The following is a 12,482-nucleotide window of genomic DNA, read 5'->3' on the forward strand; positions in this document are numbered from 1 at the left end:
TCCGCCGCCGCCCCCGGCGGGCCCCCCCCCGCCGGGCGCCCCCCCCGTCCACCCACACCCCCCCCCCCCCCCCCCCCCGGGCGGGGGGGGCGCCCCCCCCCCCCCCCCCCCCCCCCCCGCCGCCGAGAAGTGCTCAGCTCACGCCGAGGTCAGCCGCGGACTGCGGGCTGTCCCGTGATCGGGTCCAGGAAGAGCTGGTCGTTGTGGCCGTGATTGCCATGGAAGTCGAACATGCCGTTCAGGCTTCCGGCGACGGTGGCGAACGAGCCGGGGATGTTGCCGAGCTTCCAGTTGTCCTGCACGAACTTGATGACGCTGCTCTGGTCGGTCAGCGTGTGGTCCACGTAGTTGTGCTTCGCGAACGGGGAGATGACCAGTAGCGGCAGGCGCGGGCCGTAACCGCAGCGCCCGTTCTGGCCGGCCAGCGGCTTCTGCGCGCTGTTGGTGCCGCAGATGCCGGTGCCGTTCAGCCAGTCCTGCGGGCCGGGAGGCGTCGGCGCGTTGGCAGTGTTGGACGGGTTGTGCACGCCACTGTAGACGTGGTCGTAGTAGCCGTCGGAGTCGTCGTAGTTGATGACGACCGCTGTGCTGGACCAGTCGGGGGTGTGCTGCAGGGCGTTGATCTCGTTGGTGATGAACTGCTGCTCGTCGTACGGGTCGGAGTAGCCGGCGTGGCCGTCCTCGTAGCCCGGGGCCTTCAGGAAGCTGACGGCCGGCAGCTTGTCCGGGGACACGTAGCCGTGCGAGATCGCCGCGACCAGGGAGTCGAAGTCGCTGGTGTCGTACTGGTGGTTGGCGGTGTCGAACTGCGGCACGCCGTTGACGTAGTGCTGGGTGTCGGTGCCGATCGTGTTCAGCGAGGCCGGGGCCAGGTGGTGCGGGTTGGCCGTGGAGGCGTAGTACTGGAACGGCTCGTGGTGGGCGATGTAGTCGTCCTTGTTGCCGTAGTTGGTGGCGCCGGGCGTAGTGCCGCCGGTACCGCCTACCGCCGCGCCGACCGGGTGAACCGCGTTGCACAGACCCTGGTCCGAGGCCGGGGCGGTGGCGAACTTGCCCTTGAACTCGTCCGGGACGAAGGTGCTCGTCGGCTGCGGGTTGGCCTTGGTCGCGGCGGCGAAGGTGGTCGAGGGCTTGAAGCCACCCTGGAACCAGCCCCAGCTCAGGCCGGCGGCGTTGAGCTGGTCGCCGATGTTCTGACCGGTCAGGGACACCGCGTCGCGGGTGGAGCAGTCGTCGTAGTAGCCCTGCGCGTCGGAGATCAGCGAGGTGCCGCCCTTGCCGTCGGCGACGGTGTCGCCGTTGGTCGCCGCACCGTTGATCATCTTGTCGACGTTGCCGGTGTCACCGGACACCAGGTTGATCGCACCGGGGGCGGACGGGCCGAAGGTGGTCCCGAACGAGTTGTCGCTCATCGCGTACTGCTGCGCGTAGTTCCACAGCCCGGTGACCGTGTTGCCGTCGTAGTAGTTCATCACGTCGCTCGGGCTGCACGCGGCGCCGGTCCCGCTGGTGCCGCCACCATTGCCCACCGTAGTAACGAACTTGTCCATGGCCCCGCCGTCGAAGGCCTTCTGCTCGTCGTTGTAGTCGTGGTCCTGGTCGCACTGCACGACGTCGTTCAGGTTAGAGGGGTTCAGGCGGTGCGGGTTCACCTGCTTGCCCGAGGCGTCCTTGTTCGGGTTGTTGGTCAGCAGGTTCCCCTTACCGCCCGCGCCCTTGGTGTCGGCAAGGGTGTTGGCCTTGGGGGTGTTGCCCTTGGCCTTGAACTCCTGGCCGGAGGTGTTGGTCGCGTTCGGGTAGGTGCCGAAGTAGCGATCGAAGGAGACGTTCTCCTGGAAGATAACCACCAGGTGCTTGATCGGGGTGGTGGTCTTGGCACCGCTCACGTCAGGGCTGGCGGAGGCGGCGACGCTGAACGCGGCACCGGTCAGCGCGACGGCCGAGCCCAGGGCGGCCACGCCGATCGCGGTCCTGCGGATTCTGGACACGCTCATGTCCCTTCATCGGGGTGTGTGGGCGCGCCCCAGCATTCCGCTGCGCGGCGCGCAACCTATCGACGGAGCGTGAACAGGTGGCGAGCCTTTGGCAAACAGAACACGCATACGATCACCCGAATTCGGCCGTCTTGCCGCACCAAGTCGGATTCAGCGGTGTGACGGACGCGGACCCCGCGGTGGTCGCCACTGGATATCGAGCGCTTCAAGCGTGGCGATGCGTTCTGGATCGAGCGTGCCGGTGCGGTAGCGGCGCCGAAGGTTGTGCAGCCACAATCCGAGCTTGGTTCCGTCTTCGGTTTCGTATTGCACCGGAACCTGAAGGTGCCCATGTCGGTCACGAAACGCCGCCGCGGACTTCAAGCCCTGCTGCCACCAGCGGTCCCGGGCCGCTGCCAGTTCCCAGCCCATCCCGAGTGCATCCAGAGCCCTGCGCTGCTCGTCGCTCAGCTCCGAAGCCCGGTTCCGCTGAACGCTGACCCAGCGTCCCAACTGGTAACCGGCACTGTCTGCCCACGTGAGCGGAACGTCGAGGTGCCCGTGGCGGTCGTGGAAGGCCCGAGCACGACACAATCCGCGGTGCCAGTGCCGGTCCCACGGTGGGTTCCATTCCGGATCCAGCGCCTCCAACGCGTCGCGCTGCTCGTCAGAGAGCGTGATGGCGCGGGCGCGTAGGTTGTTCAGCCACACGCCGAGGCCGAAACCATCGGCGTTCCGGTAGCCGGCTTTCGGATGAAGGTGGCCGTGTTCGGCAGCGTAAGCCTGGGCAGCTCGCAACCCGGCCGCCCACTGCTCGGCGTGCGGGTCCCAGATCATCCCCAGCGCTTCCAGCGCGGCGACACGGTGTGGCGCGAGACGTCGGCGGTGGTGGCGCTGGGTGCGGATCCATGACCCGACGGCGAGCCCGTCCGGGCCGATGAAGCCTTGAGGTATGCGCAGGTGCCCGTGGGCCTGGCGGTAGGCCGCAGCCGCAGCCAGATAGCGCTGCCACTGCGCTTCCAACACCGGGCCATCCAGATCAACGGTAGCTATCGTCAGCGCTTTGACGAACCCTTCGGGCCAGTCGGCACCGTCGATCGCCAACCACGGCGGAGGCGGCGGATCCTGGCCGGTCACCAACTGTCGGCTGTGGTCATAGAGCAGGTCCAGATCGACAGCTGCGCGCTGGTCGTGGGCACGCAACGCGCGAAGGATCTCCCACACCCCTGCGTAGGCCGAACCGCTGCCGGCCAAATCGGCATCCTGGCCCGGAGCTATGAGCACCGGCACGACGATCGTCGCAGTCTTGCGCTCGTTGCCGCCGCGCCGCAGTGCACGTCCCACAGCCTGAATGGCATCCACAGTAGAGCCCCGAGGATCGGCGAACACCACTCCGTCGACCGCGGGTACGTCAATGCCCTCTGCGAGCACTTTCGCATTGGCGACCACGACCAACCGCTCATCCTCGCCGTGGAGCCGGTCAAGAACTTCAGCACGGCGAGACACCGAGTGCGATCCAGAGACGTGACCGGCCCACAGGCCGCCGGGATCCACGCCGACCGCCGACGCGGTATGAGCCAAGCCGGCTGCAAAACGGTCGGCACGGGCCACACGGTTGTGGAACGTGATCACGCGTCGAAGCCCGAACCTCCGGGCGGCGCGCAGCAGCGCCACCTGAGCAGCCAAAGTAGCCAGCTCGGAAGGAGGGACGTCACCTCCCGGACGATCGGTGGTCATCAGGTCCCGGATGTCGCTGTCGTTCACCACGGCCACCACCACCCGGTAGTCGGCCAGAAGACCCAGCTCGATCGCCTCGGCGAACCGCAGCTCGAAGCCGGCAGGCCCGTACAGCTGCCGATCGTCCATCGACGCGATCGTATGCCGGTCCGCGTCGGCGCCGGTTATCACACGAGGCGTGGCCGTCAGATACAGCCGCCGCACGCTGGGAATGCGTTGGTCGTCCAACACCGCCGACCATGGCCGCCCGGACATCCCGGCGGTGCGGTGAGCCTCGTCCACCACGATCAGATCCCACGGCGGCAGGCCCTCGTGATGCGCCTGCGCGACCGTTGTGGCCATGCTGACGTAGGTGGTGAACACCGTGCACCGCCGTTCCGTACCGCATATCCGCAACAACTCCGCAGAATCGGTCGTCACGGCTCCAGTCATGCCGCCGAACGTGATCGTCCGGCGCATGGTCGCGGACGCCTCCGAGCAAACCGCGACGATGCTGCCCAGGTCTCCGCCGCTGCGGTGCGCGTAAGCCGCGACGGTCTGCTCCAGGAGACCCAACGTCGGCACTACCACCAGGACTCGGCCGGCAGCCAGCTCGCGGGCGGCGCCGACACCGATGTCGGTCTTGCCCGTGCCGCATGCCGCGACCACCGTGAACCGGCCGCCGTCTCGGAGCCACGACGAGGCCGCATCTATCGCTTGACGTTGATGCGGCCACAGGCCGGGAATCGCTGTCCCCATCGCAGCCTCCGCACCCTTCGCGCGCTCCGCCGAACGTTCTTGGTCCTTCAACGCCGTCCAGGATGCTAGCGAGACCACTGGATACCGTAGAAGTGGCAACGGAACGAGATGGCTGGCGTCATTCTCCACCTGGGCTCACTCAAGTCATCAGGGTCCTGCGATTTCCGCAATCGACGGAGCGCCACGGTCCCCCCGGCCACGGCCAGGCGTTGGGCCGACCGCTACCGCGAACACGGAACGGCCGGATGACGGACCGGTCATCCCGGCCGCACACCAGCCCGCACCGCACCCCAACACGTACCGAACGGCCGATCATCAAAGTCAGGGTGCTGCGCCGTCTCGGCCCGGCGCGCATCGCGTTCCTGCTGCACCTGAACCCCTCAGCCGCGCACCGGATGCTGACCCGGTACAAGCCGGCCCGGCTGACGCACCTGGATCGGGCCACCGGACGGCCGATCCGCCGCTACGAGCACGACGCGCCCGGTGACCTGGTATCTCGAGGATGAGCTGGTAGACGAGTTTCACGGCCACAGTCATAGAACGAACCTGCGGGACTGCTCAACCAAACACACAAACGGGCAGGTCAATAGCTATGCGTCCGTTCTGGCACGGTGCAGGCGACCAACCGGCTCGCGGCCAGGTACACCAGCTTCAACCCCACGAACCGACATCAACCCAGCTCGCGCAGGTTGTCGGCACCCTCAGGTGCGGCCGAACGGGAAGTATCGTTTCCAGACAATCCCCACATCAGCACCCTGGTCGAGGGACCGCTTAGGTGAGGATGTTGACGGCGCGTGCCGCGACGAGTGCGATGGTCACCAGTGATACGCCGGACTGGACCATCATTGTCATCTTCGCCCATGACGACATCGGCAGGGTGTCCGTCGGTGAGAACGCTGTGGAGTTGGTGAACGAGAGGTAGGCGTAGTCGACGAAGGTCGCTTCCCAGTCCGGGGACGCCTTGGACGGGTCTGTCATCTGGGCGAAGAGGAAGTCAGGATACGGGTTGCGGGCCGCAGCGCGTGAGAACGGCCCGCCGCGGTCGAACTCCCAGTAGATCAGCGCGAAGACCACGACGTTGGTGATCCAGATCGCCAGGCCCGAGCCGAGCAACGTGACAGCGTCGACCGTCGGCTGTCCCGCCTTGTGGTTCACGATCTCGTTGATCAGCCTGGCTATCGAGGTGAGGTTCGCGACCGCGATGAAGATCGTCATGCTCAGTGACATCCACCGCACGATCGGGTGCTCGCGTTGGAAGCGGACCGGGTTTGCGGCCACGAGTCCGACCAGCAAAACGACTTCGAGTGCGGGCAGGAGCAGCTTGGGTTGCAGGGCGTAGCGATCGGGAAGCGCCACCTGCATCACGATGGCCAGTACGACGCCGATGGTCACCGGCCAGCGCCGCTCGCCGGCGGTCTCGCGCAGCCAGCCCGGCAGTTTGCCGACCTCCCAGTGCAGGCCCGGCACGTGCTGGTTGAGGTGCGGCAGATGTGCCCCACTGGCGTGCTGAGCCTGGGGATCCTGGCGATCGGTCATGCGCTGAGAGTACGCGTGGTCGCGGTGGCGCGGCCAGCGTCTGACCTGGGTAAGGAGAGTACGCGGGTGAGGCAGGCGGCTACCGACGGCTATGAGGTAAGACCCAGTCCAGTCTGGTTTGGGCGGTAGCACCACCCCGGCGGGGTCATTGCGACGGCTGTGAAGTAGTCAGGGAAGGCATTACGCACCTTGGCGTGTTCGCGCAGCAACATCGCAATTTATTCGCGGGTGCTCGTCGCTACGTAGACGTCCTCGGCAGCGGCTACGCGACGTGCTTGATCAACCAGGCGCTTGGCGTCGACCAGTCGCGGCCCCGCCCGCCTCGTCGAAACCCCGCGGCACAAGCTGGACACCGATACCCCGCGCCACCCGCGCCTGCCACAATGGGCTCCCGCCGAGGGTCGGATGACGGACGACCCCCAGGCGGCGATCATTCCCACTCAGCACCGTGCCCTGGTCCGGGCCGGTCGTGCGCGCCCATGGAAGGTCTCGATTCGAGATGTCCGCTCACCGTTCTCCGCAGCTTCGCCGTCGTTCCGTCACCCGGGCCGCCCGGCTCAGCGCCGGCCTGGCCGTCTTCTCGGCGCTGGCTTCCGCCGCCGGGTGCGCCTCGGATCCCAAGGTCCCGCAGGTCGCCTTCCCCAGCGTGAGCGCGCCGTCCGTGCGCAGCGTGCAGGTCCCGCCGGTCGCCACGTACTCCGGATACGCCCCGCCGCTCAACGCCGTGCAAGCACAGATCTCCGGGGTCGGCTCCAGTGTGCCGATGGCGTTCCGGATGGCTCCGGTCGAAATCGATGTGACCGTGACCAACAGCTCGAACTACTCCTTTCAGAATCTTGAGCCGCTAGTGGTCCTCGGGCAGTGCACGTGCGACGCCGCTAATGGCGGGACAGCCCCTCAGGGATTTCTCGACATCTGGGATGACACTGTGCGAGCGTGGCGCTCCAGCGGGTATTCGGCGATGCAGGCCGACCAGACTTTCAAGTTCTCCCGGCAGTCCGATGCGATCAGCCTCGGCCGCAAAGCGAGCGTCACCCTCCGATATCGCGTGTATTTGGGCAAGACGGCGAAGGAGACGGGGCTGGTCCGGGGTACCGGAGCCTTCGACTTCTACCTTCTGCAACTCCCCAATCACACGCGGATCAAGGTGGGCACCGGCCCCGACGCTTTTGTCCCTTTGACCTACGACGTGGGCTGATCCGACACGTCCTGCCTTGGAATTCCCCAGGGAATCAGGCCTCATATAAATGTCGGTGACAGGGTGTTGTCGTCATTTTGATGTCCTTGCCCTTTCCCTGGTCTTCGACGCGGCGTCCAATATTTCCGCGGGCTACCGGAATGTGAACAGGCTGCTTCCGCGGCGTTACATGAGCCGACGAGCTTTGACAACCAAGCTTTGGTCAAATACGCTCGGCGCGATTTCACATCGGTTCGGGTCCGATGACCCCCAGGGGGCAACGACGACGGCAGCATCGGCCATTCAAGGCTGCACCTTGGCGACACAATTCATGGTCACCGCCGGATGACGCACGGGGCGTCGTACGCCGGTATTCCCGCATTCCTGAACCGTCATGACGGCTTGTAGGGATCCCATTGGCGCACGACCGACTTCATATTCGTGCCCTTACTCAAGGGCGAGCCCAGGACGACAGGGCCAAGAAATGCCATCCTTCTTCTCCCATCCCGCGAGCGGGATCAACGAGTTCTTCACCGGCGGCTACTGGCGCCAGGTGATCCCGCTGGGTATCGCCGGCGTGCTGGTGTGGGTCCTTTGGATCTACCGCGCGGTCTCCTCCCGCTTCTACAAGCCGACCGTCAACGACTATCGCAGCACCACCTCGGTCGTGGTCCCGTCCTACCGGGAGGACCCGCAGATCCTGCTGCAGTGCCTACGGACCTGGCTGGACCAGGACCCGGACGAGGTCATCATCGTGGTCGACGTCGACGACACCGAGTGCCGGCAGGTCCTGGCCGAGGTCGAGGACCCGAGGCTGAAGGTCATCGCCTTCAAGCACCACGGCAAGCGGTCCGCGCTGGGCGTCGGGATCCGCGAGGCGCGCAACGACATCCTCGTGTTCTGCGACTCGGACACGCTGTGGCGGGCCGGCCTGCTTCAGGCCGTGCAAATGCCCTTCATCGACCCCTCGGTCGGCGGAGTCGGCACCCAGCAGAACGTCTACCAGCGCACCACGAGCGTGTGGCGCCGGATCGCCGACTGGCTCATCAACCTGCGCTACTTCGACTACGTGCCGGCGATGAGCCGGCGCGGCGGCGTCATCTGCCTGTCCGGCCGTACCGCGGCCTACCGCCGGTCGGTGATTCTGCCGGTGGTGGACAACCTCGAGAACGAGTTCTTCCTGGGGCGCCGCTGTATATCCGGCGACGACGGCCGGATGACTTGGCTGACCATCGCGCAGGGCTACAAGACGGTGCACCAGTCGAACGCGCTCGCCCTGTCGATGTTCCCCGACACCTTCCGCGCCTTCGTCAAGCAGCGGGTCCGTTGGAGCCGCAACTCCTATCGCTGCTATCTGACCGCCATCTGGAAGGGCTGGCTGTGGCGGACGCCGCTGATCTCCCGGATCACCGTGCTGCAGATCCTGCTGACCCCGGTGACGATGGGGCTCACCATCTACTTCCTGCTGTTCAACCGCCTGGACTTCACGACCCGGGGTTGGCTGCTGGCCGCCGCGTGGCTGCTGCTCGGCCGTGGCCTGCGTGGTTTCTCACACCTGCGCAGGCATCCTGGCGAGATCCTGCTGCTACCGCTGACCGCCTTGATCGTCATGTACATATCCCTGCCGATCAAGCTGTACGCGTTCTTCACGATGAACAAGCAGGGCTGGATCACCCGCACCACGGACAGCGTCGGCGGAGCCGGTCAGAGTGCCGCGACCCTTCGCGAAGACCTGGCCCAGATATGAGCGCCCCGAAGCACGCCGCCGTCAGCCGTTCGTGCCGGGCCGCCGTCGTCGCAGGGGCGGCTGTACTCGCCCTGCTCGGCACGGTCGGCTCCGCCCCGGCCGACTCGACCGCGAAGAGCCCGGACCCGTCGGCGACCCACAGCGCCTCGCAGAACAGCACCCACGGCGCCTCGCACGACTCCACGCATGGCACCCATAGCCCCGGGGCCGACACCTCCAAGGCACCGCCCAGGCGCCTGCCGTCCCCCACGGCCCCGGTGTCGACCAGCGACAGCGCGGCCGCGGCAGTCCTGCCGACCGCCACCGCGCCGGCGGAGACGCCGACCCCGCAGCCCGGCGGCGGCGCCCCGGTGGATCCGAACGAGGACACGACGGTCCCGACGCCGCCGACCATCTCCGACGACGAGGCCAGCAGCGAGGCGGCCCTGGTCGCCGCCGAGGACCGGCGGCTGATCGAGGTCCGCGCGGTCACCGCGGTCGCACCGCAGCACGGCGCCCAGTGGAAGTCGCCTTACCGGCTCGCCACCGGGAACGGCTACACGCTGATCCTCACGCCGCGCGCCGCGCCGTACACCATCGCCGACCTGCTCCAGCTGGCGCCGACGACCTTCCTGCGCACCGCGGACGGCTCGTACCTGCTGCTGGAGAACATCTACCTCAGCCGCGGGGCCCGGCTCGACCTGGACTCCACCGACGATGCGCCGCTGACCCTGAGGATGGTCAGCAATGCCAGCGGCTTCGTCAGCATCGTGTCCTACGGCGGCGACCTGCGCATCACCGGGACTGAGAAGAACCCCGTGGTGATCACCAGCTGGGATCCGCGCACTTCGCAGCCGGTCACCGACGTCAGCCACGGCCGGTCCTACATCCGGGCCATCGGCGGCAGCTTCACGATGAGCTACGCCGACGTGACCGACCTCGGCTTCTGGAGTGGACGCACCGGCGGTATCGGCCTGACCGGCACGGCCCGCGCCGCGTCCGGGGCCACCGGCGGCCCGTCGATCTACAAGAAGGGCAAGGGCAAGGGAACGAAGAACGGCGCCACCGCGGCCCAGCCCCCGGACAGCCTCGGCGACTCCACGGTCGCCTCCGGGCCGGCAGGCGCGCTGAGCGACCCGCAGTCGGAGTTCGCCGTCCCGGGCCTGTCCTACATCTCGGTGCGCGTCGACCACTCGCTGATCACCGGCAACGCCTTCGGCTTGTTCGTCTCCGGCGCCACCGGCATCCTGATCAGCGACACCCGGGTCACCGGCAGCCTGACCGCCGGCATCGTGCTGCACCGCTTCGCCACGCAGGGCGTCATCCAGCGTGTGAACTCCAGCCGCAACGACGGCGACGGGATCGTCATCGCGCGCGCCGCGCAGAACATCCAGATCGACGACTCGGTCGCCGACTACAACGCCGGCAACGGCATCACCGTCAACGGCCAGCCGATCTCTCAGGGGCCGTCGGCCTCCGGCGAGCCACTTGGCGCGTACGGCAACAACCAGGTGGACCGCTGCCTGGCCAAGGGCGACGGGCACTACGGGATCCTGGTGCTCGGCGGGCTGAACCTCACGCTGCAGGACAACGACGTCGACGGCAGCCAGATGGGCATCGTGGTCCGCAAGGGCGGCCAGAAGATCGTCATCGCCGGCAACACCCTGAAGGGCCAGTCGCGCGAGGGCATCTCGGTCCGGGACGGCGTGCAAGCCGTCACCATCTCCGACAACTCGATATCCGGCGCCGCCGCCGGCATCTACGTGCGGGCGTCCTCTGCTCAGATCACCGGCAACCACGTGACCGGCGCGACCATCCACGGGGTGACGCTGGTCGGCGATGACGCCGGGTCGGTCGTGAAGGGCAACACGCTCAGCGGCCGGGGCCCGGGCGCCATCAACAGCTCCCGGCAGACCGGGGCGATCTCCATCGGCACGAACGCGACCGGCGGCTGGTTCGACACCACCGCGCTGTGGGTGCGAGTCGAGGCTCTGATCCGCCCGCTGACGGTGATCTGGTTCTGCATCCTGACCCTGGTCGCGCTCACCTCGCTGCGCGGCCGGCGCACCATGAAGGGCAAGGCGCAGCGCCACATCCGGCGCCGCGCGCGGATGGGCATCGGTGTCCACCCGTATCAGGGCCAGGCCGCGCTGCCGGAGCACGACCTGACGGTCGTCAAGGACAACACGGCGATCCCCGCCGAGGCAGCGCTGGTGATGGGTTCATGAGTGATCCAGGGCTGGACCCCACGCACCCAGGCACCCCCACGGCTACAGCCGTCTCCCCGGCCCCGTCCGGCCCTGGCGGCCGCGGCCCCGGCTTCCGTACCGGCCTGATCGCCGGCGCGGTCGTGGTGGCCGCCGCCGGCACGGTCGCGTGGCTGGTGTTCGGCGGTGGCGGCACAGCGTCGAAGCCCGGGACGGCCGTGGCCTATCCCAGCGCGACGCTGGGCCCGGTGCAGACCGGGCCGCTGGGGACGCAGCCGACGAAGTCCAAGAAGGGCAAGCACGAGTCGGCCGTACCGCCGCAGGCCTACACGCCGAGCGGGGCGCCGAACCAGGTCGTCCCGGCGAGCCAGCTGCCCGGGGCCGCGGGCCCGGACCCCACGGTCGCCTGTCCGGCTGCGACGGTGACCGTGCACAACGCCGACGAGCTCACGCAGGCTTTGTCGGCGGCGGCGCCGGGCACCGTGATCCAGCTCGCCGACGGTTCCTACGGCGGTCGGTTCACCGGCACCGGCGCCGGGACCGCGGCTCAGCCGATCTTCGTCTGCGGAGGTCCGGGAGCGGTGCTCGACGCAGGCGGCGCGCTACAGGACGGCTATGTGTTCCACCTCCAGAACGCGTCTTATTGGCGGCTGAGCGGATTCACCGTTCAGAACGGGCAGAAGGGTGTGGTCCTGGACCACACCGATCACAGCATCGTGCAGAAGCTGGCCGCGCACTCCTTCGGGGACGAGGCGGTCCACCTGCGCGAGTTCAGCGTCGACGACCTCGTCCTGGACAACACGATCGGGGACACCGGCAAGCTCAAGGGCAAGTACGGCGAGGGCGTCTACATCGGCAGCGCGCAGAGCAACTGGTGCACCTACACCGCGTGCCAGCCCGACCGCAGCGACAACAACGTGGTGCGCGGGAACGTCTTCTCGCAGACCACGGCCGAGAACGTCGACATCAAAGAGGGCACGACCGGCGGCGCCGTCGTCGGCAACACCTTCGACGGCAGCGCCTTCACCCCGGACGGCGCCAGCGGCTGGGTCAACGCCAAGGGCAACGACTATCTGGTCGCCGGGAACACCGGGACGGCCTCGCGGCAGGACGGGTTCCAGACCCATCAGATCCTCGACGGCTGGGGCAAGGACAACGTCTTCTCGGGGAACACGGCGGTGGTGAACGGGTCCGGCTACGGATTCCACTTCACGCCCGTCAACGGAAACGTCTGGACCTGCGATAACAAGGTCCAGGGCGCGGCACACGGGGACGGCAACGTGCCCTGCTCGGCTGCCGGCTGACGATCCGATCAACGACAGCGCTTCACCGACCACCCGGGGCACCGCACGGCACGCGTCCGCGACCGCGCGCCATGCCGGGCACCC

At 67.7% G+C, this 12,482-nt stretch carries 7 protein-coding genes and 1 pseudogene; 5 read left to right on the top strand and 3 right to left on the bottom strand.

Annotated elements, in window-relative coordinates; all coding sequences use genetic code 11:
- Positions 1-149: 149 nt before the first annotated feature.
- Entirely contained in the window at positions 150-1,994 is a 1,845-nt protein-coding gene (locus ABH926_RS36140) for a phospholipase C (RefSeq protein ID WP_370370452.1), read from the bottom strand.
- Between the two features lie 150 nt (positions 1,995-2,144).
- Entirely contained in the window at positions 2,145-4,499 is a 2,355-nt protein-coding gene (locus ABH926_RS36145) for a Helicase associated domain protein (RefSeq protein ID WP_370370453.1), read from the bottom strand.
- A 135-nt stretch (positions 4,500-4,634) separates the two neighbouring features.
- Here ABH926_RS36145 and ABH926_RS36150 point away from each other — a divergent pair.
- Positions 4,635-4,942 (top strand): annotated as a pseudogene (locus ABH926_RS36150) (leucine zipper domain-containing protein); the annotation flags it as partial.
- Between the two features lie 277 nt (positions 4,943-5,219).
- Here ABH926_RS36150 and ABH926_RS36155 read toward each other — a convergent pair.
- Positions 5,220-5,984 carry a hypothetical protein gene (locus ABH926_RS36155; RefSeq protein WP_370370454.1) on the bottom strand — a complete coding sequence of 255 codons (765 nt, stop codon included), beginning with the start codon at positions 5,982-5,984 and terminating at the stop codon, positions 5,220-5,222.
- 499 nt (positions 5,985-6,483) lie between these two features.
- Here ABH926_RS36155 and ABH926_RS36160 point away from each other — a divergent pair, with 499 nt between their 5' ends.
- From ABH926_RS36160 to ABH926_RS36175, 4 genes are all read left to right on the top strand, one after another.
- Positions 6,484-7,182 carry a hypothetical protein gene (locus tag ABH926_RS36160; RefSeq protein ID WP_370370455.1) on the top strand — a complete coding sequence of 233 codons (699 nt, stop codon included), beginning with the start codon at positions 6,484-6,486 and terminating at the stop codon, positions 7,180-7,182.
- A gap of 463 nt (positions 7,183-7,645) precedes the next feature.
- Positions 7,646-8,908 (top strand): glycosyltransferase family 2 protein, encoded by a 1,263-nt coding sequence (locus ABH926_RS36165; RefSeq protein WP_370370456.1) that lies wholly within the window; start codon positions 7,646-7,648, stop codon positions 8,906-8,908.
- Positions 8,905-11,115, top strand: coding sequence for a right-handed parallel beta-helix repeat-containing protein (locus tag ABH926_RS36170; RefSeq protein ID WP_370370457.1), 2,211 nt, complete (start codon positions 8,905-8,907; stop codon positions 11,113-11,115). The genes ABH926_RS36165 and ABH926_RS36170 overlap by 4 nt, the downstream gene beginning before the upstream one ends.
- Positions 11,112-12,398: a right-handed parallel beta-helix repeat-containing protein gene (locus ABH926_RS36175; RefSeq protein ID WP_370370458.1), complete on the top strand. Its 1,287-nt coding sequence runs from the start codon at positions 11,112-11,114 to the stop codon at positions 12,396-12,398. Before ABH926_RS36170 ends, ABH926_RS36175 begins: the two co-directional genes overlap by 4 nt.
- The last annotated feature ends 84 nt before the right edge of the window (positions 12,399-12,482 follow it).

Origin of the sequence: Catenulispora sp. GP43 (assembly GCF_041260665.1) — a bacterium.
In the GTDB taxonomy this organism is placed as follows: domain Bacteria; phylum Actinomycetota; class Actinomycetes; order Streptomycetales; family Catenulisporaceae; genus Catenulispora.

Excerpts from the sequence above, each read along its gene's own strand:
- ABH926_RS36155 (WP_370370454.1), bottom strand. The coding sequence starts at position 5,984 with ATGACCGATCGCCAGGATCCCCAGGCTCAGCACGCCAGTGGGGCACAT.
- ABH926_RS36140 (WP_370370452.1), bottom strand. The coding sequence starts at position 1,994 with ATGAGCGTGTCCAGAATCCGCAGGACCGCGATCGGCGTGGCCGCCCTG.
- ABH926_RS36175 (WP_370370458.1), top strand. The coding sequence starts at position 11,112 with ATGAGTGATCCAGGGCTGGACCCCACGCACCCAGGCACCCCCACGGCT.
- ABH926_RS36160 (WP_370370455.1), top strand. The coding sequence starts at position 6,484 with ATGTCCGCTCACCGTTCTCCGCAGCTTCGCCGTCGTTCCGTCACCCGG.
- ABH926_RS36170 (WP_370370457.1), top strand. The coding sequence starts at position 8,905 with ATGAGCGCCCCGAAGCACGCCGCCGTCAGCCGTTCGTGCCGGGCCGCC.
- ABH926_RS36165 (WP_370370456.1), top strand. The coding sequence starts at position 7,646 with ATGCCATCCTTCTTCTCCCATCCCGCGAGCGGGATCAACGAGTTCTTC.